Source organism: Aeromonas sp. MTB, from assembly GCF_056632455.1.
Genome location: NZ_CP147026.1, coordinates 4,405,001 through 4,429,421, shown reverse-complemented (window position 1 = coordinate 4,429,421; position 24,421 = coordinate 4,405,001). Strand labels below are relative to the sequence as shown.

Below are 24,421 nucleotides of genomic sequence, written 5' to 3'. Positions count from 1 at the left end.
TGGCGGTGACCGGAATTAGCGAACGATCAGCCCCAGCAGGATGCCGACCACACCGAAGTCGGAGTCGCTGAAGGTGGTGTTGGCGAAACCGAGGTCGCCCAGCACTGGCAGCAGGAAGACCGGCAGAATGGTGAGCAGCAGCAGGCCGTTGGCGAAGGAGCCCAGAATGGCGCCGCGACGACCACCGGTGGCGTTGCCGAACACCCCGGCAGCGGCGCCGACGAAGAAGTGCGGTACCACGCCCGGGATGATGACGGTCAGGCCCATGGCGTAGAGCAGCGCCATCCCCACCAGACCGGCGGCAAAGCTAGACAGGAAGCCGATCAGCACGGCGTTGGGGGCGTAGGGGAAGACGATGGGGCAGTCGAGTGCCGGCTTGGCGTTCGGCACCAGCTTGTCGGAGATCCCCTTGAAGGCCGGAACGATCTCGGCGATGACCATCCGCACACCCTGCAGGATGACGTAGACACCGGCGGCGAAGGTGATGGACTGCATCAGGGAGAACATGAACCAGTGCTTGCCCTTGGCGACGCTGGAGACAAACTCGGGGCCGGCGAAGGCGGAGGTCACCAGGAAGATGATGCCCATGGTGAAGGAGATGGCCACCGGGGTATCGCGCAGGAACAGCAGGCTCTTGGGCACCTGCACATCTTCGCAGCTGTGGGCCTTGTTGCCGAACTTGGCGCCGATCAGGGCGGAGAGCACGTAGGAGCAGGTGGAGAAGTGGCCCAGCGCCACGTCATCGGAGCCGGTGATCTGCTTCATGAAGGGGTGGGCGATGGCCGGGAAGAAGACCATGGCGACACCGACCACCAGACTGCCCACCGCGATCAGCGGCACGCCGCTCATACCGCCGGCAGAGAGGATCACCGCCACCATCATCGACATGAACAGGGTGTGGTGACCGGTCAGGAAGATGAATTTCCACGGGGTCAGACGGGCGATCAGGATGTTCACCAGCATGGCGAAGAACATGATCATCGCCATCTCCTTGCCAAACGAGGTCTGGGCGATGGAGACGATGGCTTCGTTGTTGGGGACGACCCCCTTGATGCCGAAGGCGTGCTGGAAGATGACGGCAAAGTCACCCAGCGAGTTGATCACCAGGGTGGCACCGGCTCCCAGAATGACGAAACCCATGATGGTCTTGACCGTGCCCTTGATGCACTCGGTCACCGGTTTCTTCTGGGCAATAAGGCCGATAAGCGCGATCAGGCCGACCAGCACGGCGGGCTCGGACAGCACGTCAAACATCAGAAAGTTGAAAAATTCCATGGTCAGCTCCTGGCAATGGAAGATGCGGCCCGCAGGCCGCATGGAGGGTCCTTAGAGGGCGCCCAGTTCGCGCAGGGCGATGGCGAGTTTCTCTTTCATCGCGGCCTTGTCGACCATGTTATCGAGGGCCACCAGACGGCCGTTGACGCCCATGCTCTGTAACTGCTCGGCGATGTCGCGGGTGGCGACAAAGATCTCGGCGGTTTCGCTGCCGGCGGAGGCCAGATCGCGGTGATCCACCTCGGCGGTGACTGCCAGCTCTTTCAGGATGCTCTTGATGCTCATCTCCATCATCAGGCTGGTGCCCAGACCGTGACCGCATACAACCAGAATTTTCATTGTCTCTTCCTCTGTCAGGTGCGCAGTGGCGCAGATCAGTAGCGCGCCAGAATGCGCAGGATGTCGCCTTTGGTGTCGGCCGCGATGATGGCCGCCACGTCCTCTTCATTCATAAACATCTCGGCCAGCTGGGCTATGGTCTCCACGTGGGAGTTGCTGTCGCTGGCGGCCAGGGTGATCAGCAGCTGGATCGGGTCGTTGCCCTCGGAGTCGAAATTGACCCCCTGCTTGATGACGGTCAGCCCCAGACCCAGCCGGTTGACGCCGTCTTCGGGGCGGGCATGGGGCATCGCCAGACCGGGGCCCAGTACGTAGTAGGGGCCGAGCTCTTCATGAGAGCGAAACAGCGCCGCCACGTAGGAGGGTTCGATGGTGCCATTGGCCAGCAAGGGCGCCGTGGCCAGCTCGATGGCGTGGCGCCAGTCGCGGGCGGCGGGTTCGATGCGGATGACATCCTCGGTCAGCAGTTGAGTCAGCATGGTGGTGATCCGGCTAGTTAAGATGGCGCCAATCTATCGATCTTGCGGTGGTGAAACTGTGAGGGTGATCGCGAAAGTTAGCGCTATCAGATAGCGCTAACATCAAACTGTGATAGCGCTATCACTTCACCCATTAACGGGAGTCATCCTGCCCTCATTGTGGGGGAAAGAGAGTAGAATCGGCCTTGAGCAAATGGTCAGTGGCGCTCTTTTGCCTTAAAGTGAGCAGCCGCAAGTCGAGGATGGGATGGATGTCAGAAGCAAAGAAGCGCCGTAGTACGGGTCGGGTGACCCTCAACGATGTGGCCCAGCTGGCTGGTGTGGGGGCCATGACGGTTTCCCGTGCCCTGCGCACGCCGGAGATGGTCTCCGACAGAATGCGCGAGCGCATCGAAGCTGCGGTGGAAGAGCTCGGCTATATCCCCAATCGGGCCGCCGGGGCGTTGGCCTCTGCGACTTCCCAGACCATCGTAGTGATCGTCCCGAGTCTGGCGGAAGCGGGCTGTGGCGAGATGATCGCTGGCCTGCAACAGACCCTGCTCGAGGAGGGTTACCAGATCATGCTGGGGGATGCCCAGCATCTGAAACAGCAGGAAGAGCGCCTGCTGACCAGCTTTTTGCAGCACAATCCGGCGGCGGTGGTGCTGTTTGGTGGCGATCCCGGCGAGACGATCCGTACTCGCCTGAAAGCCTCCCGCCTGCCGGTGGTGGAAGTGGGTGCTATGGCCCGCAGTCCCATCGACATGAATGTGGGAGTCTCCAACTTCGATGCCGGTTATCAGCTCACCCACCACCTTATCGAGCGGGGCTACCGCAATATCGGTTTTCTCTGTGCCCGTCAGGAGCAGTGGATGCTACAACAGCGGATGCAGGGCTGGCAGAAGGCGCTGCTCGACAACTACCTCTCCCCCGATGCCATCATCAACACCTCGGAGCGGCCCAGCTTCAGCACTGGCGCCACCATGCTGGGCGAGTTTCTACTGCGCTGGCCCGAGCTGGACGCGCTGATCTGCGTCAACGACGAACTGGCGGCCGGGGTGCTGTTCGAGTGCCAGCGCCGCCATTTGAATGTGCCGGGCAAACTCGCCATCGCCGGATTTGACGATCTGGATGTGGCGCGCGCCTGTTATCCGACCCTTACTTCGGTCAGGATCCCCTATCGGAAAATGGGGCAGGAGGCTGCCGAGCTGATCCTGCGCCAACTGGCCGGGGAGCCCGTGATGGGCACTGCGCTGGCTCTCGATTTTCAACTGCAAAAGCGTCAAAGCAGCTGATCCCCGTTTCACACGTCATCAAAGAGGCAACCATGTTCAAGGCTCTGTTACTGGAAAACCAAGACGGCAAGACCGTACCGACTCTGACCCGGCTGGCCGAGAGCCAGTTGCCGGAAGGTGAAGTGCGGGTGGCGGTCGCTTACAGCTCGATCAACTACAAGGATGGGTTGGCCATCACCGGCAAGGGCAAGATCGTGCGCCAGTGGCCGCTGGTGCCCGGCATCGACTTTGCCGGTACCGTGCTCGAGTCTGCCGACAGCCGCTATCAGCCCGGCGACAAGGTGGTGCTGACCGGTTGGGGTGTGGGCGAAGGGCACTGGGGCGGCATGGCCGAACAGGCGCGGGTCAAGGGGGACTGGCTGGTGCCGTTGCCCGCCGGGCTGGATGAGCGGCAGGCCATGTGCATCGGTACCGCCGGTCTCACCGCCATGCTCTGCGTGCTGGCACTGGAAGAGGCGGGTATTACTCCCGCAAGCGGCGAGGTGCTGGTCACTGGTGCAGCAGGCGGTGTGGGCTCCACCTCGGTTGCCCTGCTGGCAGCCCTTGGCTATCAGGTGGCGGCGCTGACCGGTCGTCCCGAAGAGCAGGGCGCCATGCTGACCGCACTGGGTGCCAGCCGCATCGTGCCGCGCAGCGAGCTGCTGGTGCCTGCCAAACCGCTGGAAAAACAGCTGTGGGCCGCTGCCATCGATACCGTCGGCAGTCAGGTGCTGGCCAAGCTGCTGGCCCAGATGAATTATGGCGGCGCTGTGGCGGCCTGCGGGCTGGCGGGCGGTTTCGATCTGCCGACCAGTGTGATGCCCTTCATCCTGCGCAATGTGCGGTTGCAGGGGGTCGATTCGGTGATGTGCCCGTTTGAACGTCGTCAACTGGCGTGGCAGCGACTGGCACGGGATCTTCCTGCCAGCTTCTTTGAGCAGGCGGTTACCGAGATTGGGCTGGAGCAGGTAGTGGAGGCCGCCGAGGCCATCACGCAAGGCCAGATCGCAGGTCGCACTCTGGTCAAACTTTGAACTCTCTCTGACTGGCGAGCCCGACAATTCCGGATAAAATTGGAGTGCGGGTGAACTATCCAAGGAGAGTGAAGATGGGTGGACACAAGCCGGATTACGACTCCTCTGATGATGATTGGGAGCCGGATTCCTGGGAAGAAGAGCTGGATCAGTGGGAAGATGAAAGCTGGCAGGATGATGACACTTTCGATGACCAGTGAACCACGGCATTGAACGAACAGGCGGGCTTTGGGCCCGCCTGATTTTTTTGCCGCGCTCACACGGCTGAGCGTTCGTCCTTGGTCAGGGGCGGGGCGCTGGGTAGAATGAACTGCCCAAATGACGCTCAAGGATGACTATGCGACTCTCCATCATATTGTTGGCTGCCCTGCTGGGTGGCTGTGTCTCCAACGATGACCCTTGCGAGAAGGTGTGGAGTGAGGTTGGGGAGGCGGATGGCAAGCTGGGCTTCACCACCGAGCGGATCGAGTTCCATCAGGGCCAGTGTGGCAAGAAGGTGGATCCCGAACTGTGGAAGCAGGGACATCAGAAGGGATTGGCATGGTATTGCCGCCCCGAGCATCTCTATCTGGCTGGCCGTTCAGGCGAGGAGTATCGCGGTGTCTGTCCGAATGATACCCAGGCGCGCAGATTGTTCGAACAGGGACGTCAGGGGTGGACCGACCAATAACGCCCTGACAGGGAGGGGCGTTACTCCTCTTTCAAGCGCAGCGGTTGGCAGAGGTAACCCTTGTCATTGGCACTGCGGGCGCACTTGCTGCAGACAAACTTGGGTTTGCGGACTATCTTGCGCAACGCCTTGAGATCGGTGGGGATCTCGTGACGGCGCCATTCACACAGGGTTTTGCTGCCCATAACGACTACCTCTACGACTTGACGGCCGTATTGTAATCGATTTTCATTTCGAATAAACCGGCAAAGCTCGCTTATTGGCCGATATGCCAATAAGCGATTGTTTCGGGAGGGATTACTGGTAGAGGAACTTGGTGAAGATAAGCTCGCGCACCGCTTTCTTGCCGGTCTCTTTCACCAGCAGTTCGTTGACGGTTGTCTCGCACTCCTTGCGCAGCTCTTCTCGGTTGGTCAGGGACTTCACTTGATCGGCATTTTTGCTGCCAATCAGACGGATGATGGCATCGCGGATCAGCGGGTCATGCTGCTCCAGCAGTTTGAGGTCGGCTTCGTTTTCCGCCATCAGCTCTACCGTGACCCGGATATAACCGAGGGTTTTGCTATCACTCAGGTAGTTGGTGATGATGTCGGGATCGAGCGCGTGGTAGGAGAAACCGGGCTTGGCAGCCCCCTCTGCGCCCTCGGCGGGCGGCTCATCTTCAGCCAGAGCTTGCTGCTGCAGGGCGCCACAGCTCAGTAACAACACCAGCAGAATTTTGAAGATCTTCATATAGATGGCTCATCAGCAAGAGATAACCCATTTTTGATGTTGCCATCGGGGCCGTCAAGCACGGATGTTCTTACATTTCGCTATTGATTTACGGATAATAAACCGGATTTTAACCTGAACACGGAAATCTCTGGATGGTGAAGCTGTGAAGTCCGAGTTGACTGTTCCCCTCACGCCGTTAAGCGGGTGGCTGGCCCCCGAATGTTGCGAATTGCCCACCAGCTTGCGCCCCTGGCTGCTGGAGCCCGGCTCCATGACCCGGCGTCTGCGTCAGCACAATCGCCACTTTTCGGTGGAGTGGCTGGGCAATCACCCGGTCGCCCTTACTGCCGATGAGCAGTGGCTGGTGGATTCGGCCTCGCCGGCCGGTACCTGCCGCGAGGTGATCCTGCATGGGGATCGTGGGCCCGCCGTGCTGGGCTGGACCCTGTTTGCCGATGACGCACTGCAAGGGAGCGGCATTGCCGAGCTTGGCGAGCAGCCGCTGGGTGAGCGGGTATTTGGCCATGAGCCTGCCCGCCGTGATCACCTGCAGCTGGCCCGTTTCGATATTGCCGCCAATCCCCGTTGCCCGGCCGCCACTGTCTGGGGGCGTCGTTCCCGTCTGTTTCTGGGGCAGTGGCCACTGCTGGTGCACGAGCTGTTTCTGCCCTCTCTCGTCTGTGACAAGGAGCTGGAGTGAATCTGTTAACCAAGGAGCGGGGACTTGCCTATATGCAGTTGGCCCGCGTCGACAAGCCCATAGGCACTCTGCTGTTGCTGTGGCCAACCCTGTGGGCGCTCTGGCTGGCCGCTGGTGGCCTGCCCAATCTCTGGGTGCTGACCGTGTTTGTGGTCGGCGTCTTTCTTATGCGCTCGGCAGGGTGCGTCATCAACGACTATGCGGATCGCAACTTCGACGGCCATGTCAAACGCACCGCCGGTCGCCCCTTGCCCACGGGCAGAGTCAAGCCGTGGGAGGTGCTGGCGCTCTTCTTCGTGCTGGCGCTTATTTCGTTTGGTCTGGTGCTGACCATGAATCCGCTCACCATCGGCCTGTCGTTTGTCGCCCTGCTGTTGGCGGTGAGTTACCCCTTCATGAAGCGCTTTATCTCGAACCCTCAGCTGGTGCTCGGGATGGCCTTCTCCTGGTCGATCCCGATGGCCTATGCGGCGCAGGCGGATGCCCTGCCGCTGGTGGCCTGGCTGCTCTTCTTCGCCAACCTGCTCTGGACCGTGGCTTACGACACCCAGTACGCCATGGTGGATCGGGATGACGACCTCAAGATTGGCCTCAAATCCAGCGCCATCCTGTTTGGTCGTTACGACAAGCGGATCATTGGCGTACTGCAACTCTCGACTCTGCTGCTGTTGCTGGCGGTCGGGCAGCTGATGACGCTGGGGGGCTGGTATTACTGGGGATTGCTGGGGGCGGCGGTGCTGTTTGTCTATCAGCAGCGGCTCATTCGCGAGCGGCAGCGGGAAGCCTGCTTCCAGGCGTTTCTCAACAACAACTATGTGGGGGCGCTGGTGTTTGCCGGTCTGGTGCTCGATTACCTGCTGGCGTGACATGTTCCCGCGCAGACTCCGATAAAAAAGAAGGCCGCATCATGCGGCCTTCTTTGTTTGCGTTGCAGATCAGAGCTGATTGCCTGCCTGAATGGTACGGCGGATCTTGTTGCTCAGCAGCGGCACTATGTTGTCGGCCAGCGCCTGGAAGCGGCCGAGATCCGGCTTGCACTCGGGAGAGAGGTAGCCCTCTTTGCGCAAGGTGTGGATCAGGGTGCTGAACAGCTTCTGGTCGAAGAACTCGGGGGCGTTGATGCCGTGCAGGGTGCCGAGGCGCTCTGCCATCATCAGGCCGTCCGCCTCCAGCTGCTCCGCCTCGATATGGGGTTGGGCCAGCACCCGGGTCAGCACGATGGCGTAGCGTTGCAGGGTCTCCTGAATGCTCTCCGCCAGCAGCAGCAGGCGCATCTGGTTGGCCGGATTGACCCAGTAGCCGTCATCGCGGGTCTCGATCAGTTGCTGGGTCTGCAGCGCGTCGAGCAGGCTGTCGACCAGCGCCGGCAGCTCCTCCTCTTCATAACGCAGGAACAGCTCGGTCTTGAGCAGCGGATAGATGTCGATGCAACGGGCCATGATCTCGCTGCGGGAGATCCCTTCGCACCGTTCGATCAATGCCGCCACCAGAGAGGGCATGGCGAACAGGTGGAGGATGTTGTTGCGGTAGTAGGTCAGCAGGATCGCCTGATAGCGGTCGAGACTGATGATCTGCCCCAGTTTGTCCTCGCTCACCTCGAACTTGTTGAGCTCCATCGCCTGATCCAGCAGGGTCTTGGCATCCTCATCCGGAATGGTGCTCTGCGGACTGTAGGGCACCGCTTTGAGCAGATCCAGATAGGTGTTGAGCTGGGCCTGCAACTCGTCGCGGGTCAGGGCGTGGCGCTCGGCGGCCAGCAGCGCCAGCGCACTCAGGGTCAGGCCGTTGACCGCGGCAGCGCCGTTGATGCGGGTCATCAGCAGTTCGGCCAGATTGTTGACGGTGCCCGCCATCCACTCCGGACGCTCCTCTTCCCCGATGTGCTTTTTCCAGTCGGGGATATGTTCGCTCAGGTAGCTGTTGAGGGTCAGCGGTTCGCCGAAGTTGACGAAGCCACGGCCGTAGTTGCGCAGCTTGCGCAGAATGCCGAGCACCTGCAGGAAGCTCTCTTTCTCCTTGCGACTCCCCTTGAGCTCGTTGTGGTAGGTGTTCACCTCCATCACGTGCTCGTAACCCAGATAGACCGGCACCAGAGTGACCGGCCTGTCCAGCCCGCGCATCATCGCCTGCAGGGTCATCGCCAGCATGCCGGTCTTGGGCGGTAGCAGACGGCCGGTACGGGAGCGCCCCCCCTCGGTGAAGAACTCTACCGAGTAACCCTTGGCAAACAGCAGGTTGAGGTATTCCCGGAATACCGTGCTGTAGAGCGGGTTGCCCTTGAAGGTGCGGCGAATGAAGAAGGCGCCGCCGTGGCGGAAGATGGGGCCCGCCGGCCAGAAGTTGAGGTTGATGCCTGCCGCGATATGGGGCGGCACCATCCCCTGGTGGTAGATGACGTAGGAGAGCAGCAGGTAGTCCATGTGGCTGCGGTGGCAGGGGACATAGACGATCTCGTGCCCTTCCTGCGCCAGCTGGCGCACCTTCTCGGCGCCATTGACCGACAAACCGCGGTAGAGTTTGTTCCACAGCCAGCCGAGGAAGCTCTCGCCCAGGCGGATCAGCCGGTAGGAGAAGTTGGAGGCGATCTCGTCCATGTAGCCATGGGCACGCTTTTGCGCCTTCTCGAGGCTGATCCCCTCGCGCTGGGCCTCCTCTTCAATCGCCTGCTGGATCACCGCGGAGTCGAGCAACTGCTTGAACAGCAGGTTGCGGTTCGGCAGTTTCGGGCCGGTGGCAGCCAGCTGCTGGCGGCTGAAGTGGGTACGGGCCACTCGTGCCAGCTTGTGGGCGATGGCCTCGTCAGTGCCGTGCTTGTCGGCCATGTAGCGCAGGGAGAGCGGCGGCGAGAAGCGCACCAGATTTTCGCGACCCTTGAGGATCACGATGAGTGCCTTCTTCAGCCGGTTCGGCGCCAGGCTACTGATGATGTTGAGGCCGGAGGCTTCTTCCCCTTCCCGACCCGGAGCGCGGCCCCAGAACAGGGTGACGGGCACTACCTGGATATCCAGCTCGGGATCCTGCTTGTGCAGATCCAGCAGCTGGTGGAACTCCTGCAGGAAGGGGAGCGGTTTGCTGCGTTTGCCAAACAGGGGAGGCGGACGATCCAGACAGACATAGCGCGGCAGCAGCTGGCCGTTCAGTTCCAGCGGCGTGAAGGGGCCGGGCAGACCGAGATCCTCGCAGCACTGCTGCAGGGTCATCAGGTCGGTGATCGAACTGGTTTTCAGGGCATAGACGATGGGTCTGGCCGGATCCAGATTGAGTTCTGTGATGGGATTTTCCGGCAGGCTCTTGTGATTGACCAAGCCGCTGACCGGCCATTGCAAGATGGCTCTGGAAATCTTCTGTCCTAGGGACATGTGCGTCTGCTCTCCAAAAAAATGCGGCGTGAGCATAGCAAATCGACAGCCCCTTGTCGCCGAGAGGTACGATGAGTCAGCTGCGCAGGATCAAAACAGCAGTAAATGAGGGGTTGGTCGCGACAAATGTCAGCTGCGCCTTGCCTTGGCCACTGCACTGTATATACTGCCAGTGTGCTGTATAAAAAGACAGGTGCCAATTCTATGAAACCCCTTACCCCCCGCCAGGCCGAAGTGCTGGAGCTGATCAAGGTGAATATGAGCGAGACCGGTATGCCGCCGACTCGTGCCGAGATCGCCCAGAAGCTTGGTTTCAAGTCGGCCAATGCGGCCGAAGAACATCTGAAGGCCCTGGCCAAAAAAGGGGTCATCGAGATCATGCCGGGCACGTCCCGCGGCATTCGCCTGTTGCTCGAAGAGGAAGAGGTGCTGGAAGAGAGCGGCTTGCCGCTCATCGGCAAGGTTGCCGCCGGTGAACCTATCTTGGCTCAGGAGCATATCGAGAGCCACTATCAGGTTGATCCCGCCCTGTTCCATCCGCGCGCAGATTTTCTGCTGCGGGTGCAGGGGATGAGCATGAAGAACATCGGCATTCTGGATGGCGATCTGCTGGCGGTGCACAAGACCCAGGAGGTGCGCAACGGTCAGGTAGTGGTCGCCCGTCTCGATGAGGATGTCACCGTCAAGCGCTTCCAGCGCAAGGGCAGTCAGGTATGGCTGCTGCCAGAGAATGAAGAGCTCTCCCCCATCGAGGTGGATCTCTCTTGCCAGCAGCTCACCATCGAAGGACTGGCTGTCGGGGTGATCCGCAACGCTGACTGGATGTAATCATCCCCGCCAACTGCGTTTGCCACACGGCCTCCTTCGGGAGGCCGTGCTGTTTCTGGCGCACTTTCCCTGTCATATCAAACAGATCATCGGCGGCGGCATTTTTGTCCTGCGCGACCGGCTACCAATCATCCATTTCAGATATATGCTCAGATCAGTGCCCTGTCGCCGAGACAGGCCTTGGCGCCTCCCTCTGACCATCGCAATGCGCCGGGACGGGAGGGCCGGTAACAACGAGAATCGGGCAGTACACCTTCACGGGATATGAGGGGGAGTGGGGAGATCCCGAGCCTTGTCGGGCAAAGGGGACCACTCGTAATGGTTGCAGATAGTCGTGACGGGCCTGTTCCCAGTTCAGGCCGACGAAGCAACATGACCTGTCGGTCAAGGAGGACTGGTATGGCATCAAGATCGCCATGGGATTCAGAGGCTGGGGCTGCGCCAGCGGAATCGTCAATCACCCGTTTCGTCAAAGGTAGCCGGATGACCTGGTTTTACGGTCTCTGGCTGCACCATCGTGGGTCGCGCTGGACGCTCTGGCTGGGATGCCCGAAAGAGAAGGTGGTGCGTCTGGTGCTGCTGTTCAAACGGGGTCACGGTGACCGCCAGGGGGAAGAGGGCTGGCTGGCACCCGTGATTCCCATCGGCGTGCGGGCCATCGGCAAGATGTTGCAGCAGGGGCGTAACGCTCGCCCCTGAGCAGAAGAGACAAACAAATCCATCCATAACCGGCACCCAAGGGGGCCGGTTTTTTTATGGCCGCAACTGGCGATTAATTATGCCAAATGGTCGACTCCTGACAGGGCGTTGCACAAGGTTGAACCACCTTGGCGGCTCGCTGGGGTACAATGCCTCCCTCTTGTCCGGTCACTGCTGGCCATCTGCCTCGAACTGAAAGGGTCTCTTGTTATGATGAAGCTCCGCTATCCCCTGCTCTTTCTGCTGTTGACAGCCTGCCTGATCCTGGTGTTCTACGCCACGCAGCCAGAGCAACCGGAACAGGCTGACTACTATCCGGCGGGGCGGGACATCAATGATTTCGCTTTTACCGATGCGGACAACCAGCCGTTTACCCCTGCCAACCTGAAGGGGCACTGGACCTTCCTGTTTGTCGGCTACACCTTCTGCCCTGATATCTGCCCCACCACGCTGGCAGATATGCGTTCCGTCTATGACCAGCTGAAGAAGATGGCGCCCGACAGCCAGGTGGTGTTTATCTCGGCGGATCCCCAGCGTGACGATATTCCACGCCTCAAGACCTATACCGCCTTCTTCAATCCCGAATTCAAGGCGGCCACTGCCCCCCACGACAAGCTGTTCCCGTTCGTGCGCAATTTGGGGCTCATCTACTCCATCGCCAATCAGGGGGAGAAGGATTACCTGATCGATCACTCCGCCTCCATCGTGCTCATCAATCCCAAGGGCAAGCTGCAGGCGGTATTCCGCCCGCAGGTGGCGCCGGGTCAGGTGCCCCGGGTGCAGATGGCTACCATGCTCTCTGACTTCGCCCGCATTCTGAAGCTGACAGGCCACTAAGCGTGACCCTAGCTGTTGCCCCCTGGTGGCGAGATCCCTCTCGCCACCGCGTTGTCTTTGCGCTCGCCCTGCCCATGGTTTTCTCCAATATCACCACCCCCTTGCTGGGGCTGGTGGACACCTGGGTGATCGGTCATCTCGGTCAGGCCTGGTTTCTGGGGGGCGTTTCGGTCGGTGCGACCCTGATCAACCTCATCTTCTGGCTGCTCGGCTTTTTGCGGATGTCGACCACCGGGCTGACGGCGCAGGCGCACGGCGCCGCCGATGGTCGTGCCCAGCTCGATACCCTGCTGCGGGCGCTGGGGCTGGCCATTGCTCTCGGTCTGGCGCTGCTGTTGTTGCTCTTCCCCCTGTTGCCACGACTGATCGCCCTGAGTGGCGGCTCGCCCGAGGTGCAGCTTTATGCGGGCCAATATGTGGCGGTGCGGATCTGGAGCGCCCCGGCGGCGCTCTGCAATCTGGTGGTCATGGGCTGGCTGTTGGGGATGCAGGATGCCCGCAGCCCCATGGTGATGTTGATCCTCACCAATCTGGTCAACATGGCGCTCGATGCCCTGTTTGTGCTGGGGCTCGGCTGGCAGGTGCGGGGTGTGGCAGCGGCCTCGGTCATGGCGGACTACTGCGCGCTGGCGGTCGGGATCTGGCTGGTACGCCGTCAGCTGCGGCAACTGGCACCGACGGTGTGGCAGGATGGCTGGCAGCGCTGGCGGCAGCTCGCGCCCATGGTGCGGCTGCTCGGCCTCAACCGCGATATCTTCCTGCGCTCCCTCTGTTTGCAGCTCTGCTTCGCCTTCATGACTCTGCAAGGGGCGCGGCTGGGGGATGTGGCGGTGGCCGCCAATGCGGTGCTGCTCAACTTCCTGATGCTCATCTCCTACGGACTCGATGGTTTTGCCTATGCGGTGGAGGCCATGGTAGGACGAGCCATCGGTCAGCGGGATCGGCAGAAACTGCGGGAGGCCATCGTGCTCAATCTGGGCTGGGCCGCCCTCATCGCCAGTGGTTTTACCCTGGTGTTTGCCCTCTTCGGTGCCCACCTTATCGGCTATATCACCGACATTCCGGCCGTGGTGGCGGAGGCACATCGTCAGCTTCCCTGGCTGATCGCCATGCCCTTGCTGGCGGTCTGGTGCTTCCTGCTGGATGGCGTGTTCATCGGGGCGACCCGGGCGCGGGAGATGCGCAACAGCATGTTGCTGGCCGCGTTTGGCGGCTTCTTCCCGATCTGGTGGCTCTGTCAGTCGTGGGGCGTGGCCGCGTTATGGGCGGCGATGGCAGCGCTGATGGTGGGGCGCGGCCTGTCGCTGGGGGTCACTTGCTGGCGGCTGGAGCGCAGCGGGCATCTGCTCGACGCCCGCCACTGATCATCGGTGGCGCTTACATGGCACCGTCGTAGCCGAGCTGGCGCCAGCTCTCGTAGACAAAGACAGACACCGCGTTGGAGAGGTTCATGCTGCGGCTCTGGGGTACCATAGGGATGCGTAGCCGCTGCTCGAATGGCAGACTCTCGATGATCTCGATGGGCAGGCCGCGACTCTCCGGGCCAAACAGCAGGGCGTCGCCAAGGGCATATTGTGCTGCCGAGTGTGCGGTGCGGCCCTTGGTGGTGCAGGCAAACACCCGCTTGGGCGCCACGGCAGCCAGAAAAGCCTCATAGCTCGGCCAGCGCTTCACCTCGGCAAATTCGTGATAGTCGAGTCCCGCCCGCTTTACCCGCTTGTCATCCCACTCAAACCCCAGCGGCTCGATCAGATGGAGCCGGTAACCGGTATTGGCGCAAAGCCGGATGATATTGCCGGTGTTGGGCGGAATTTCCGGCTGGTAGAGGACGATATCGAGCATGACGAGCTCCTGCAAAGAGATGTAAAGCCAAGAAGGGGCGCCAGCATACCCAGCGCCCGTCCGGATGAAAAGGATCAGGCGATGGGCAAGCGGATGGTGATGGTCAGCCCGGTCGGGTGATTGTTGCTGGCCGCAATGGTGCCGCCGTGGCGCTGTATTGCCTCCGAGGCGATGGCCAGCCCCAGCCCGGTGCCGCCAGTCTTGGCGTTGCGGGCATCATCGACCCGGAAGAAGGGCTGGAACAGCAGCGCCTGTTGCTCGTCAGGCACGCCGGGGCCGTCATCTCGAATGGTCATCACCCACTCCTGCCCCTCTCGATACCAGTCCACCTTGATGAACTCGCGGGCATATTTGAGGGCGTTGCGCAGGGGGTTCTCCACCGCCCGGGCCAACAGCTCTGGCCACATCTGGATCGACTCTGCGGGCAGCGGCGGCAGTCTGAGTTGTTTGCCGCTCTGGTTTGCCTCGAACATGGCATCTTCGAGGATGGGTTCCAGCAGGTCGGCCAGCGGGTGCACCACCGGTGCCTCCACATGCTGCTGCACCCGCGACAGATCCAGCAGATCGCCGATCAGCTTGTCCAGCCGTCCGATCTCCGATTCGATCCGCGCCAGCTCGGCGCTGTCACCCTGCTTGCGGCGGATCAGCGCCTGCGCCAGTTGCATCCGGGTGAGGGGGCTGCGCAGCTCGTGGGAGATATCGGAAAGCAGCTGTTTCTGCTTCTGGATCATGCTCTTGAGTGTCTCCACCATGCGGCTGACGTTATCCGCCAGCTGGCCGATCTCGTCGCCCCTTCCCAGGTTGGGGATCTGTACCTCCAGATTGCCGGCCGCCAGTTGGGAGACCGATTTCTGCAACTGCAGGATGGGGCGGGTCAGCCGCCAGGCGAGCAGCAGGCAGAGCGGGGTGCTGACCAGCATCGAGATGCCCAGAATGCGGATCGGGTGATCCAGCACCTGAATAAACAGGAACAGGTAGGGATTCTCGGCATTGAGGCCGAAATAGACGTGATAGCGATGACCGTGGTGCTCCATCAGGAAGGGGCCGGCGATCGCCTTGCGATCCTCGTTGCCCAGCATGGGATTGGCCGGGTCATCGGCATCCACCATAAAGCGCACCACGAACTTGCGCGGATGGGTGGTGGACTGGATCTGCCCCTTCTCGTCGCGCAGGTAGACGTTATCCACCGGCAGCATGGCGATCTTGTCCATCGCCTTGGCCAGATCGAAATCCTGATCCGGCTCGGCGGCGTTGAGCAGGGCCTGCACGTTGTTCTGCATCCGCGCGACTTCGTGAGTCGGCAGCGGGATCTGGTTGCGGGGATCCAGGGTCGGCAGGCTGATCACGGCGGCCAGCATCACCAGCAGCATGAACCAGAACCAGAGGAAGATGTGGGTCGAGATCCCGTTGAGGGAGTTGATGCGCTCTATTCTTGCTCTAGCCACAGGTACCCGCGCCCCCGTACGGTTTTGAAGCGGGGCTGGCCATCGGTGCGGTCCGGCAGCTTCTTGCGCAGGTTGCTCAGGTGCATGTCGATGGCCCGATCGAAGGGTTCCAGCTTCTTGCCCAGCACCTGCTCGGAGAGGTGGCTCTTGCTGACGATCTGGCCGGGATTACGCAGCAGGCACTCCAGCAGCCCGAATTCGGTGGCGGTCAGCTCCAGCAGCTGTTCGCCGCAGCGGGCCTGCTGCAGGCCGGGTTGCAGCACGATATCCATGAAGTGCACTTCGTCCGAGGAGTTGCCGCGCTGGGGCGGGGCGCTCTGGGTACGGCGCAGGATGGCGCGTACCCGGGCCAGCAGCTCCCTGTCATCGAATGGCTTGGCCAGATAGTCGTCGGCACCCGCTTCCAGACCGTTGACCCGATCCTGGCTGTCACCGCGGGCGGTCAGCATCAGCACCGGGGTGTCGTGGGTCTTGCGCAGCTTGGTCAGCATGGCAAAGCCGTTGAGCTTGGGCATCATCACGTCCAGCAACACCAGATCGAAGCTCTGCTCCGCCAGCCGTTGCAGCCCCTCTTCACCATCCTCGGCGACCGTGACCTGAAATCCCTCCAGGGTCAGAATTTCGGTGAGCAGTTGGGTCAATTCAAGATCGTCGTCGACCAGGAGTATTCTGTTCATCTGGTGTTATTCCGCAGATTTTCGCGCCAAACTGACGCCGGGGTCAGGGTATAATAAGTTTTTCATCGCCAGAGGAAAGCCGGTTTTGAGCCATCAACAATATTCCCGTTGGGTGACCTTTGCCAGCATAGCGGCGGTCACCACCGCTACCTTGCTGATCATCGGCAAACTGATCGCCTGGCTGATGACCGACTCGTCGACCCTGCTGGCGTCGCTGACCGACTCCTTCATGGATGTGAGTGCCTCCATCATCAACCTGCTGGCCATTCGCTATGCGCTGGCCCCAGCCGATGACGAACACCGTTTCGGTCACGGCAAGGCGGAGTCGCTGGCGGGCCTCATCCAGTCGGCCTTTATCTCCGGCTCCGCCCTGCTGCTGGTGATGCACGGAATTTCATCCTTGCTCAATCAGGCGCCGATTCTGCGGCTGGAGGCGGGTCTCTGGGTCAGCGGCGGATCCATCGTGCTGACCCTGCTGCTGGTCAGTTTTCAGAGTTTCGTTATTCGCAAGACCAACAGTGTGGCCATCAAGGCCGACATGCTGCACTACCGCTCCGATCTGCTGCTCAATGCCGGTGTCTTGCTGGCGCTGGTGCTGGCGGGGCAGGGGTGGTACTGGGCCGACGGCCTGTTTGCCATCCTGATCGGGCTATTCCTGTTGTGGGGGGCGGGACACATCGGCTACGAGTCGGTGCAGGCCCTGCTCGATCGTCAGTTGCCAGCGGAAGAACAAGCGAGAATAATGGCGCTCTGCTGTGCCGTAGAAGGTGTACACGGCGTACATGACCTGCGCACCCGTCAATCCGGGCCGACCCGATTCGTACAGTTGCATCTTGAACTGGATGATCAGATCCCCCTGGTCAAGGCCCATCAGATCGCCGATGAAGCCGAACTGGCGGTACGCCAGGCATTCGAGCGGATGGATGTCATCATCCACATGGACCCCATCTCGGTGCTGACAAAAGAACAACAGAGCCCTCACCCAGAACAACAGTAGGCTGCAACATGGATGAACTGGTTGCCAAAACCTGGCACAAAATTCAGCAAGAAGCACAGTGCATGGCGGCCCAGGAGCCGATGCTGGCCAGCTTCTTCCACTCCACCATTCTCAATCACAAGAATCTGCGTTCGGCCCTCAGCTTCCAGCTGGCCAACAAACTCGACAGCGCCACCATGCCCGCCATCGCCCTGCGCGAGGTGATCGAGCTGGCCCTGCGCAGCGAGCCCGAGCTGCTGACGGTAGTGGCGGCCGACATCTGCGCCGTGCAGGAGCGCGATCCGGCGGTCGATCTCTTCTCCACCCCGCTGCTCTATCTCAAGGGATTCCATGCCCTGCAGGGTTATCGGGTCGCCAACTGGCTGTGGCGCCAGGGGCGCCGCTCGCTGGCACTCTATCTGCAAAACCAGATCTCGGTGGTGTTCGGGGTGGATGTGCACCCGGCCGCCCGCATCGGCAAGGGGATCATGTTTGACCACGCCACCGGCATAGTGGTGGGCGAGACGGCGGTGATTGAAGATGATGTCTCCATCCTGCAGAGCGTGACCCTCGGTGGTACCGGCAAGGAGAGCGGCGATCGCCATCCCAAGATCCGCGAAGGGGTGATGATAGGGGCGGGCGCCAAGGTGCTCGGCAATATCGAAGTGGGCGTGGGCGCCAAGATTGGCGCGGGCAGCGTGGTGATCAACCCGGTGCCACCTCATACCACGGTCGCTGGCGTACCTGCCAAGATCGTCGGCCGTCCGGAGTGCGACAAGCCTTCCCTGGATATGGATCAGTGTCTCTGATCTCCCGGCCGGAGTAGTCGATGGTCAAACGCTGGTCGGGTTATCTGATCCTGGGGATGTGGCTGCTCAACCTGCTGCATCTCTATCTGGGACTCTCCCCCTGGCCTGCGGCCATGGCGGCCTGGGGGGCGTCACTGCTCACCTGGCCCTGGCTGGTGGGGGCCGCCAAGCGGCAGGCGCTGGCATTGTATGGCGCGGCGCTGTTGCTGCTCTTCTTATCCTGGTGGCAGGGAGCGACCCTCACCGCCGGTGACTGGCTGCTGCCCAACATCAATATGCTCACCATGTTTGCCGCGGTGAGCACCCTCAACCTTGCCACCTCCGGCTTGCTGACCGGCACCACCTCCTGGACCGGACGCAAGGGGCTGTGGAGCACCATGGCCAGCCTCAATCTGCTGGGGGCGGTCATCAACCTCTCGGTGCTGTTCATCATCGGCGATCGGCTGGAGCGCAATGGCACCCTGGAGCGGCGTCAGGTGATGGTGCTGAGCCGGATCTTCTGTGCCGCTGCCTTCTGGTCACCCTTCTTTGTCGCCATGGCGGTGGCGCTCACCTATGCGCCGGGCTTGCAGCTCTCCCATATTCTGCCGTTCGGGATCCTCGCCGCCTTGCTGGCGATGGGACTGACCGCCTGGCAGGTGGAACGGCTCGGGGTGGCTGACTTTGCCGGTTATCCGCTGCGGTTGCAGACCCTGGGGTTGCCGGTCACGCTGGCGCTGCTGGTGCTCCTCATCAAGCAGATCTGGCCCCAGCTCGGCATTCTGGCGGTGATCGCACTGGTGGCCCCGCTGCTGGCGCTGCTCTTTATGCCGAGGGCCGGGCGCAAGGCGGCCCTCAAGCGGCAGGTGGTGGAACGCTTTCCCGCCATCGGCGGTCAGCTGGTGCTGTTTCTGGGGGCCGGTTTGCTGGCGGCAGGCATCAACAGCGCGCTGTCGGTCATCGATCTCGGTGCCGGTCACGGCTTGCCGCTGTTCAATCACTTTGGCTGGCTTGAGGCATCCCTCACTCTGCTGCTGATACTGCTGGTGGCCATCGTCGGGGTGCATCCGCTTATCAGTATCTCCGGGCTGGCGCCGCTGCTCTGGCCGCTGGCGCCGGATCCCAGCCTGCTCGGCATGTGTTTCCTGCTGGGATGGGGGCTTGCCACCGGCACCAGTCCGCTCTCCGGCTCCAATCTGGCGCTGGCCTCCCGCTACAACCTCAGTGCCGGGCTGATCCTGCGCTGGAACCTGCTCTACGGCCTGCTGATGTATGTCGTCGCCTGTCTGTTGCTGGGGGCTTATATCGCCTTGCATGGATAACGGCGATTCCGTCGAGAGGGTACAAATGATGCGCGGGCGGCGGGGTCTTTTACGCACGGTTCAGTGTGTTGTCGCGGCTCGGGCGCAGGATGCGAGAAAAATAGACGCATATTTAGACAATACATCTATGGAAGGCGCATTTTACAGCGCACTGGCTTGTTTGTGCCGATGCGCTCGGGGTATGCTGGCTTCACGCGCTTGAATCGCCCTCTGTGGGGCATCGCAATTGAACATACAGGTATGCATATGTCACTAGAAGTCCTTGAGCAACTCGAATCCAAAGTACAATCCGCCGTCGACAACATCTCCCTGCTGAAGATGGAGCTGGACGAGCTGAAAGAGCAGAACAGCAAGCTGCAAGACGAGAACCATCAGCTGCGCAACGAGCACACTGCATGGCAGGAGCGTCTGCGTGCCCTGCTGGGTAAAATGGATCAGATGGGCGAAACCATCTAATTCATTGCCTTCAGGCAGAATTGAAAACGGGCCGCTCCATGAGCGGCCCGTCTGTTTTTGGCGGGATGGGAATTACAGCGCCAGCAGCTGCTTGACTGTCTTCTCGATCCCGTCTGCCGCTTCGACTATGTTGTTGGCCAGCATGTAGGCGGGGGTGGAGATCACCTTGCGCTCCTGATCCACCACGAATTCGTTGACCGGGCAGTTGAGATGGCTGCCGCCCATCGCCTCGATGGCGTTGGCGGTACTCTCGTCATGGCCGATGGTCGCCAGCGTCCCGGCACCATAGATCAGCGGGATCATGGCGGGTGCGATGCAGATATAGGCGGCCGGTTTGTTGGCGTTGGCAAAGCTCTGGCACGCTTTCAGCACATCGGGCTGGATCTGGCACTCCGCCCCCTTGATAGCGAAGTCGCACAGGTTCTTGGCCGCGCCAAAGCCGCCGGGCACCAGCAGCGCGTCGTAATCGGCCGCATCCAGCTCGGCCACATCCTTTATCTGGCCACGGCAGATGCGGGCCGCTTCGACCAGCACATTGCGGCTCTCTCCCTCGCTCACTTCACCGGTCAGGTGGTTGATGACATGGAGCTGCGCCACGTTCGGGGCGAAGCACTGGACGGCGGCTCCCTGACGGGCCAACGCCAGCAGGCTGATGACGGCCTCGTGGATTTCGGCCCCGTCAAAGACACCGCAGCCACTCAAAATCACGGCCACTTTTTTCATGGCAAACTCCTCGTTGTTGAAAATGTGAGCCAGGATGGATTGTTGTACTTTTGTATGGTTATCGCTCGCCCTCCGCTGGTCAAGTCATCTTGCTGTGCTAGGATTGTTTCGCTTTGGATCCTGCCGTACCTACTCCCTTAAATCTTTTTCCACATTGATCGAGATCATTCTAACTGTCTCACGATCGGTTTTTACGATACCAACGCATTGTTTTTAATGGGTTTTTATATTCTTATGCACAGTTTTATCACTGTTCGTCCTGATGCGCCCCATTTTTGAACACAGAGTTATCCACAGATTGAGTCCCTTTATCAGGCGCTGTGTGCTGTTGCTGCGCCCCTTGGTGTGAGGGGGGCCCTGTGGCATCCTAGCGGCTGTTTATCTCTGGCAGGACGATTTCATGGCCCCTAGCAACCCCCTTATTCTGGTCGACGGCTCCTCTTATCTTTACCGCGCCTTCTTCGCCTCCCAGCAGGCTGATCTGCGCACATCGACCGGTTTGCCGAGCGGCGCCGTCCGTGTCATGGCCAACATGATGCGCAGCCTGCGCAAGCAATATCCTGACTGTCATGTGGCCGTGGTGTTTGATGCCAAGGGCAAGACCTTCCGCGACGACATCTATCCCGAATACAAGGCGACCCGCGCCAGCATGCCGGACGATCTGCGCAGCCAGGTTGCCCCGATCCACCAGATGATTAAGGCGATGGGTTTCCCCTTCCTGATGGTGGAGGGGGTGGAGGCCGACGACGTGATCGGCACCCTGGCCCGCCAGGCGACCGAGAAGCAGCTGCCGGTCCTGATCAGCACCGGTGACAAGGATATGGCGCAGTTGGTCTCCGACCATGTCACCCTGATCGACACCATGAAAGATGTGAAGACCGATCGGGAAGGGGTGATCGAGAAGTTCGGCGTACCGCCCGAGCTCATCATCGACTATCTGGCCCTGATGGGTGACAAGGTCGACAACATTCCCGGCATGACCGGTGTCGGCGAGAAGACCGCGCTGGCCCTGTTGCAGGGGATTGGCAGCATCGACGAGATTGCCGCCAACCTCGACAAGGTGGCTGCGCTCGGCTTCCGAGGCTCCAAGGCGTTCGCCGACAAGTTCCGCGAGCAGGAGGAGCAGGTTCGTCTCTCCTATCGACTGGCGACCATCAAGACCGACGTTGAACTGGAACAGAGTTTGGAAGAGCTGTTGCTTCAGCCGGTCGACAAGGAGTCCCTGCTGGCAGTCTACCGCGAATACGAGCTGCGCAACCTAATCAAGGAGCTGGAATCCGGTGGTGATGAGGGGAGCGAGAGCGCCGGACAGGACGAAGCTGGCGATGAGAGCGCTGCTCCGGTTGCCGCCATCGAAACCGACTACCGCTGCATTCTGGACGAAGCCGAGTTTGACGGCTGGCTGGAACAGTTGAAATCGGCACCGCTGTTTGCCTTCGATACCGAAACCACCAGTCTCGACTATATGGAGGCGCGGATCGTCGGCGTCTCCTTCGCGGTTGAGCCGGGCAAGGCTGCTTATGTGCCGTTTGGCCATGACTATCTGGGGGCGCCGCTACAGCTGAGCGAGGCCGTGGTGTTGGGCAAGCTCAAGCCGCTGCTGGAAGATCCGACCCGCCTCAAGGTGGGGCAGAATCTCAAGTACGATCGTAACGTGCTGCTCAACCACGACATCGATCTGCAAGGTATCGCTTACGACACCATGCTGGAATCCTACGTGCTCAACTCCACCGCCAGTCGTCACGATATGGATTCACTGGCCCGCAGGTATCTGAACGTCGAAACCATCTCGTTCGAGGATATCGCCGGCAAGGGGGTGAAGCAGCTCACCTTCAACCAGATCGAGCTGGAGCAGGCGGCTCCTTACGCAGCGGAAGATGCCGACATCACCCTGCGTCTGCATCAGGCGCTGTGGGGCAAGCTCTCTGCCGAGCCGGGCCTCGCCAAAGTATTCAGCGAGATCGAGTTGCCGCTGCTGCCGGTATTGGCGCGGATGGAGTTGCTCGGCACCACCATCGATCCCAAGCTGCTGCACCAGCAGAGTCAGGAGATCGAGCTGCGGCTGGCGGAGCTGGAGAAGCAGGCTCACGAGCTGGCCGGGCAGGAGTTCAACCTCTCCTCGCCCAAGCAACTGGGGGAGATCCTCTTCACCAAGCTGGGCCTGCCGATCATCAAAAAGACTCCGAAGGGTGCGCCATCCACCGCAGAAGAGGTGCTGGCCGAGCTGGCGGAGACCTACGAGCTGCCGCAACTGCTGATGGAGCATCGTGGGCTGGCCAAGCTCAAGTCCACCTACACCGACAAGCTGCCGCTGATGATCAAGCCGCAGACCGGGCGGGTACACACCTCCTATCATCAGGCGGTCGCTGCCACCGGCCGTTTGTCATCGTCTGATCCCAACCTGCAGAACATCCCGGTGCGCAACGAGCAAGGGCGCCGGATCCGTCAGGCCTTTATTCCGAGCGCCGGTTACAAGCTGGTGGCGGCGGACTACTCCCAGATCGAGCTGCGCATCATGGCGCACCTCTCCGGTGACAAGGGGCTGCTGACCGCCTTTGCCGAGGGCAAAGACATCCACAAGGCGACTGCTGCCGAGGTGTTCGGCGTGGCGCTCGATGCGGTCACCACCGACATGCGCCGCAGCGCCAAGGCGATCAACTTCGGCCTTATCTACGGCATGAGTGCCTTCGGTCTGGCCAAGCAGCTGGGGATCGGTCGTGCCGAAGCGCAGAAGTACATGGATCTCTACTTCGAACGCTATCCGGGCGTGCTGGAGTATATGGAGCGCACCCGTCAGCAGGCGGAAGCCCAGGGATATGTCGAGACCCTGTTTGGCCGTCGCCTCTATCTGCCGGATATCAAGTCCCGCAACGCCGGTCTGCGCAAGGCGGCCGAACGGGCCGCCATCAACGCCCCGATGCAGGGCACGGCCGCCGATATCATCAAGCGCGCCATGATCAACGTGGACAGCTGGATCCGCGGTATCGAGGATGAGTCGATCCGCATGCTGATGCAGGTACACGATGAACTGGTGTTCGAGATCCGCGAAGAGAAGCTTGAGGAGTACACCGCCATCATCAAGGAGAAGATGTCGGCCGCAGCCGAACTGCATGTGCCGCTGCTGGTTGAAGCGGGTACCGGTGACAACTGGGATCAGGCCCACTGATCTCCGGTCAGCCGTTTTGCACGGTTATATAGCTATATAAGACGCGAAGCCCGGCATCATGCCGGGCTTCCTGTTTCTACCAGCCCTATCAGGTCTCTTGCAGATACTCATCCTTGAGCAGGACATAGTTGTCGGCTGAGGTTTTGAGAAAGGCGATCTCGGCGGGTTTGAGCGGGCGAGCCTGTTTTACGGGATTACCTATATATAGAAAGCCCGATTCGAGTCGCTTGCCCGGTGGCACCAGCGAACCTGCGCCGATCATCACATCATCTTCAACCACGACGCCATCAAGCAGAATGGCACCCATGCCGACCAGCACCCGGTTGCCGATGGTGCAGCCGTGCAGCATCGCCTTGTGACCCACGGTGACATCTTCACCGATCAGCAGCGGATAGCCGGTAGGATTGCTGGCGCTCTTGCGGGTCAGGTGCAATACGGTGCCATCCTGAATGTTGCTGCGGGCGCCGATGCGGATATGGTTCACATCCCCCCGTGCCGCCACCATGGGCCAGATGCTGGCGTCGTCGGCCAGTTCGATATCGCCCACCAGTGTCGCGCAGGGATCTACATATACTCCTTTGCCCAGTTGCGGGCGTTTTCCCTTGTAGGGTCTCAGTCGCAAGTCCATCTTGGCCTCCTTGTTTTCGGCCATTCTAGCAACCTGAAGGCTGTTTCTGTGGATAAGCTTGTATAAAAGCTGTGTCTAGATATGAATAACTAAAAAAGTGCGGTTTTTTGCAATTTTATTGCCGATAAGGGGTTGCCAGAAAGAATCTGTTCCCTATAATGCGCCTCCATCGACAGGGCAAGCGGCAACGCAAACAACCTCGTCGATAACC

At 60.8% G+C, this 24,421-nt stretch carries 26 protein-coding genes; 15 read left to right on the top strand and 11 right to left on the bottom strand.

The annotated features are described in order from the left end of the window. Nucleotides 1-15: 15 nt before the first annotated feature. The 3 genes from WBR25_RS20320 to WBR25_RS20310 are packed head-to-tail and all read right to left on the bottom strand — an operon-like array spanning nucleotide 16 to nucleotide 2,093. A complete protein-coding gene (locus tag WBR25_RS20320; protein ID WP_005357405.1) occupies nucleotides 16-1,275 on the bottom strand; it encodes a PTS ascorbate transporter subunit IIC in 1,260 nt (419 codons plus the stop codon). 51 nt (nucleotides 1,276-1,326) lie between these two features. Further along, nucleotides 1,327-1,614 (bottom strand): PTS sugar transporter subunit IIB, encoded by a 288-nt coding sequence (locus WBR25_RS20315; RefSeq protein WP_064339011.1) that lies wholly within the window; start codon nucleotides 1,612-1,614, stop codon nucleotides 1,327-1,329. 35 nt (nucleotides 1,615-1,649) lie between these two features. Further along, entirely contained in the window at nucleotides 1,650-2,093 is a 444-nt protein-coding gene (locus WBR25_RS20310; protein ID WP_479749078.1) for a PTS sugar transporter subunit IIA, read from the bottom strand. Nucleotides 2,094-2,344: 251 nt separating this feature from the next. Between WBR25_RS20310 and WBR25_RS20305 the strand changes: the two genes are divergently transcribed. The 4 genes from WBR25_RS20305 to WBR25_RS20290 all read left to right on the top strand — a co-directional run bounded on the left by WBR25_RS20305 (nucleotide 2,345) and on the right by WBR25_RS20290 (nucleotide 5,050). Then, nucleotides 2,345-3,367, top strand: a complete 1,023-nt coding sequence (locus tag WBR25_RS20305; protein ID WP_043826411.1) for a LacI family DNA-binding transcriptional regulator — start codon at nucleotides 2,345-2,347, stop codon at nucleotides 3,365-3,367. Nucleotides 3,368-3,399: 32 nt separating this feature from the next. Then, nucleotides 3,400-4,380 (top strand): acrylyl-CoA reductase (NADPH), encoded by a 981-nt coding sequence (gene acuI / locus WBR25_RS20300; RefSeq protein ID WP_307895802.1) that lies wholly within the window; start codon nucleotides 3,400-3,402, stop codon nucleotides 4,378-4,380. Between the two features lie 74 nt (nucleotides 4,381-4,454). Next, complete coding sequence (locus WBR25_RS20295) at nucleotides 4,455-4,580, top strand: hypothetical protein (RefSeq protein ID WP_005339521.1); 126 nt, start codon at nucleotides 4,455-4,457, stop codon at nucleotides 4,578-4,580. Nucleotides 4,581-4,717: 137 nt separating this feature from the next. Further along, the gene (locus WBR25_RS20290; protein WP_042054791.1) at nucleotides 4,718-5,050 is read left to right on the top strand and encodes a DUF2799 domain-containing protein; all 333 of its coding nucleotides are present in this window, start codon (nucleotides 4,718-4,720) and stop codon (nucleotides 5,048-5,050) included. Between the two features lie 20 nt (nucleotides 5,051-5,070). Here WBR25_RS20290 and WBR25_RS20285 read toward each other — a convergent pair whose 3' ends face one another. Next, on the bottom strand, nucleotides 5,071-5,235 hold the full coding sequence (locus tag WBR25_RS20285) for a hypothetical protein (RefSeq protein WP_005339525.1): 165 nt from the start codon (nucleotides 5,233-5,235) through the stop codon (nucleotides 5,071-5,073). Nucleotides 5,236-5,347: 112 nt separating this feature from the next. Beyond that, nucleotides 5,348-5,782, bottom strand: coding sequence for a flagellar basal body-associated protein FliL (locus WBR25_RS20280; RefSeq protein ID WP_005339527.1), 435 nt, complete (start codon nucleotides 5,780-5,782; stop codon nucleotides 5,348-5,350). Between the two features lie 145 nt (nucleotides 5,783-5,927). Here WBR25_RS20280 and WBR25_RS20275 point away from each other — a divergent pair, with 145 nt between their 5' ends. Together WBR25_RS20275 and ubiA are read left to right on the top strand one after the other, a co-directional pair. Continuing rightward, entirely contained in the window at nucleotides 5,928-6,464 is a 537-nt protein-coding gene (locus WBR25_RS20275; protein ID WP_150390081.1) for a chorismate--pyruvate lyase family protein, read from the top strand. Continuing rightward, the gene (gene ubiA, locus WBR25_RS20270; protein WP_005356031.1) at nucleotides 6,461-7,330 is read left to right on the top strand and encodes a 4-hydroxybenzoate octaprenyltransferase; all 870 of its coding nucleotides are present in this window, start codon (nucleotides 6,461-6,463) and stop codon (nucleotides 7,328-7,330) included. Before WBR25_RS20275 ends, ubiA begins: the two co-directional genes overlap by 4 nt. Nucleotides 7,331-7,399: 69 nt before the next feature. Here ubiA and plsB read toward each other — a convergent pair whose 3' ends face one another. Next, the gene (gene plsB, locus WBR25_RS20265) at nucleotides 7,400-9,823 is read right to left on the bottom strand and encodes a glycerol-3-phosphate 1-O-acyltransferase PlsB (RefSeq protein ID WP_019446525.1); all 2,424 of its coding nucleotides are present in this window, start codon (nucleotides 9,821-9,823) and stop codon (nucleotides 7,400-7,402) included. A gap of 204 nt (nucleotides 9,824-10,027) precedes the next feature. On the opposite strand from plsB, the gene lexA reads away from it, so the two are divergent. The 4 genes from lexA (at nucleotide 10,028) to dinF (ending at nucleotide 13,551) form a co-directional block, all read left to right on the top strand. Next, on the top strand, nucleotides 10,028-10,651 hold the full coding sequence (lexA, locus tag WBR25_RS20260) for a transcriptional repressor LexA (protein ID WP_005339540.1): 624 nt from the start codon (nucleotides 10,028-10,030) through the stop codon (nucleotides 10,649-10,651). Nucleotides 10,652-11,134: 483 nt separating this feature from the next. Then, on the top strand, nucleotides 11,135-11,350 hold the full coding sequence (locus WBR25_RS20255; protein ID WP_447735663.1) for a hypothetical protein: 216 nt from the start codon (nucleotides 11,135-11,137) through the stop codon (nucleotides 11,348-11,350). A 210-nt stretch (nucleotides 11,351-11,560) separates the two neighbouring features. After that, nucleotides 11,561-12,187 carry an SCO family protein gene (locus WBR25_RS20250; RefSeq protein ID WP_005357419.1) on the top strand — a complete coding sequence of 209 codons (627 nt, stop codon included), beginning with the start codon at nucleotides 11,561-11,563 and terminating at the stop codon, nucleotides 12,185-12,187. A gap of 2 nt (nucleotides 12,188-12,189) precedes the next feature. Then, nucleotides 12,190-13,551 carry an MATE family efflux transporter DinF gene (gene dinF / locus WBR25_RS20245; RefSeq protein ID WP_479749074.1) on the top strand — a complete coding sequence of 454 codons (1,362 nt, stop codon included), beginning with the start codon at nucleotides 12,190-12,192 and terminating at the stop codon, nucleotides 13,549-13,551. A gap of 13 nt (nucleotides 13,552-13,564) precedes the next feature. On the opposite strand, the gene trmL is transcribed toward dinF, so the two are convergent. From trmL to WBR25_RS20230, 3 genes are all read right to left on the bottom strand, one after another. After that, the gene (gene trmL / locus WBR25_RS20240) at nucleotides 13,565-14,029 is read right to left on the bottom strand and encodes a tRNA (uridine(34)/cytosine(34)/5-carboxymethylaminomethyluridine(34)-2'-O)-methyltransferase TrmL (protein WP_005339545.1); all 465 of its coding nucleotides are present in this window, start codon (nucleotides 14,027-14,029) and stop codon (nucleotides 13,565-13,567) included. Between the two features lie 74 nt (nucleotides 14,030-14,103). After that, the gene (locus WBR25_RS20235) at nucleotides 14,104-15,474 is read right to left on the bottom strand and encodes an ATP-binding protein (RefSeq protein WP_005339547.1); all 1,371 of its coding nucleotides are present in this window, start codon (nucleotides 15,472-15,474) and stop codon (nucleotides 14,104-14,106) included. Beyond that, a complete protein-coding gene (locus tag WBR25_RS20230) occupies nucleotides 15,456-16,151 on the bottom strand; it encodes a response regulator (protein ID WP_005339549.1) in 696 nt (231 codons plus the stop codon). Before WBR25_RS20230 ends, WBR25_RS20235 begins: the two co-directional genes overlap by 19 nt. 85 nt (nucleotides 16,152-16,236) lie before the next feature. Between WBR25_RS20230 and fieF the strand changes: the two genes are divergently transcribed. The 4 genes from fieF to WBR25_RS20210 all read left to right on the top strand — a co-directional run bounded on the left by fieF (nucleotide 16,237) and on the right by WBR25_RS20210 (nucleotide 19,693). Then, complete coding sequence (gene fieF / locus WBR25_RS20225) at nucleotides 16,237-17,148, top strand: cation efflux pump FieF (protein WP_005339551.1); 912 nt, start codon at nucleotides 16,237-16,239, stop codon at nucleotides 17,146-17,148. Nucleotides 17,149-17,156: 8 nt separating this feature from the next. Beyond that, on the top strand, nucleotides 17,157-17,936 hold the full coding sequence (gene cysE / locus WBR25_RS20220; RefSeq protein WP_019446522.1) for a serine O-acetyltransferase: 780 nt from the start codon (nucleotides 17,157-17,159) through the stop codon (nucleotides 17,934-17,936). 20 nt (nucleotides 17,937-17,956) lie between these two features. Next, the gene (locus WBR25_RS20215; protein WP_479749071.1) at nucleotides 17,957-19,237 is read left to right on the top strand and encodes a hypothetical protein; all 1,281 of its coding nucleotides are present in this window, start codon (nucleotides 17,957-17,959) and stop codon (nucleotides 19,235-19,237) included. A 246-nt stretch (nucleotides 19,238-19,483) separates the two neighbouring features. Beyond that, nucleotides 19,484-19,693 (top strand): cell division protein ZapB, encoded by a 210-nt coding sequence (locus tag WBR25_RS20210; protein WP_005339554.1) that lies wholly within the window; start codon nucleotides 19,484-19,486, stop codon nucleotides 19,691-19,693. Nucleotides 19,694-19,765: 72 nt separating this feature from the next. On the opposite strand, the gene elbB is transcribed toward WBR25_RS20210, so the two are convergent. Next, nucleotides 19,766-20,416 (bottom strand): isoprenoid biosynthesis glyoxalase ElbB, encoded by a 651-nt coding sequence (gene elbB / locus WBR25_RS20205; RefSeq protein WP_064339002.1) that lies wholly within the window; start codon nucleotides 20,414-20,416, stop codon nucleotides 19,766-19,768. A 400-nt stretch (nucleotides 20,417-20,816) separates the two neighbouring features. Between elbB and polA the strand changes: the two genes are divergently transcribed. Continuing rightward, the gene (polA, locus tag WBR25_RS20200) at nucleotides 20,817-23,582 is read left to right on the top strand and encodes a DNA polymerase I (RefSeq protein WP_479749069.1); all 2,766 of its coding nucleotides are present in this window, start codon (nucleotides 20,817-20,819) and stop codon (nucleotides 23,580-23,582) included. A gap of 88 nt (nucleotides 23,583-23,670) precedes the next feature. Here the strand turns inward: polA and WBR25_RS20195 are convergent, their stop codons facing one another. Then, nucleotides 23,671-24,210 carry a gamma carbonic anhydrase family protein gene (locus tag WBR25_RS20195; protein WP_159164585.1) on the bottom strand — a complete coding sequence of 180 codons (540 nt, stop codon included), beginning with the start codon at nucleotides 24,208-24,210 and terminating at the stop codon, nucleotides 23,671-23,673. Nucleotides 24,211-24,421: the final 211 nt, after the last annotated feature.

Bases quoted from the DNA above. Each gene is read 5' to 3' on its own strand.
- plsB (WP_019446525.1), bottom strand. From the start codon at position 9,823: ATGTCCCTAGGACAGAAGATTTCCAGAGCCATCTTGCAATGGCCGGTC.
- WBR25_RS20280 (WP_005339527.1), bottom strand. From the start codon at position 5,782: ATGAAGATCTTCAAAATTCTGCTGGTGTTGTTACTGAGCTGTGGCGCC.
- WBR25_RS20195 (WP_159164585.1), bottom strand. From the start codon at position 24,210: ATGGACTTGCGACTGAGACCCTACAAGGGAAAACGCCCGCAACTGGGC.
- WBR25_RS20285 (WP_005339525.1), bottom strand. From the start codon at position 5,235: ATGGGCAGCAAAACCCTGTGTGAATGGCGCCGTCACGAGATCCCCACC.
- acuI (WP_307895802.1), top strand. From the start codon at position 3,400: ATGTTCAAGGCTCTGTTACTGGAAAACCAAGACGGCAAGACCGTACCG.
- WBR25_RS20295 (WP_005339521.1), top strand. From the start codon at position 4,455: ATGGGTGGACACAAGCCGGATTACGACTCCTCTGATGATGATTGGGAG.
- elbB (WP_064339002.1), bottom strand. From the start codon at position 20,416: ATGAAAAAAGTGGCCGTGATTTTGAGTGGCTGCGGTGTCTTTGACGGG.
- lexA (WP_005339540.1), top strand. From the start codon at position 10,028: ATGAAACCCCTTACCCCCCGCCAGGCCGAAGTGCTGGAGCTGATCAAG.
- cysE (WP_019446522.1), top strand. From the start codon at position 17,157: ATGGATGAACTGGTTGCCAAAACCTGGCACAAAATTCAGCAAGAAGCA.
- trmL (WP_005339545.1), bottom strand. From the start codon at position 14,029: ATGCTCGATATCGTCCTCTACCAGCCGGAAATTCCGCCCAACACCGGC.
- WBR25_RS20290 (WP_042054791.1), top strand. From the start codon at position 4,718: ATGCGACTCTCCATCATATTGTTGGCTGCCCTGCTGGGTGGCTGTGTC.
- WBR25_RS20250 (WP_005357419.1), top strand. From the start codon at position 11,561: ATGATGAAGCTCCGCTATCCCCTGCTCTTTCTGCTGTTGACAGCCTGC.
- WBR25_RS20215 (WP_479749071.1), top strand. From the start codon at position 17,957: ATGGTCAAACGCTGGTCGGGTTATCTGATCCTGGGGATGTGGCTGCTC.
- WBR25_RS20320 (WP_005357405.1), bottom strand. From the start codon at position 1,275: ATGGAATTTTTCAACTTTCTGATGTTTGACGTGCTGTCCGAGCCCGCC.
- WBR25_RS20210 (WP_005339554.1), top strand. From the start codon at position 19,484: ATGTCACTAGAAGTCCTTGAGCAACTCGAATCCAAAGTACAATCCGCC.
- WBR25_RS20315 (WP_064339011.1), bottom strand. From the start codon at position 1,614: ATGAAAATTCTGGTTGTATGCGGTCACGGTCTGGGCACCAGCCTGATG.
- WBR25_RS20310 (WP_479749078.1), bottom strand. From the start codon at position 2,093: ATGCTGACTCAACTGCTGACCGAGGATGTCATCCGCATCGAACCCGCC.
- WBR25_RS20305 (WP_043826411.1), top strand. From the start codon at position 2,345: ATGTCAGAAGCAAAGAAGCGCCGTAGTACGGGTCGGGTGACCCTCAAC.
- WBR25_RS20255 (WP_447735663.1), top strand. From the start codon at position 11,135: ATGACCTGGTTTTACGGTCTCTGGCTGCACCATCGTGGGTCGCGCTGG.
- polA (WP_479749069.1), top strand. From the start codon at position 20,817: ATGGCCCCTAGCAACCCCCTTATTCTGGTCGACGGCTCCTCTTATCTT.
- WBR25_RS20230 (WP_005339549.1), bottom strand. From the start codon at position 16,151: ATGAACAGAATACTCCTGGTCGACGACGATCTTGAATTGACCCAACTG.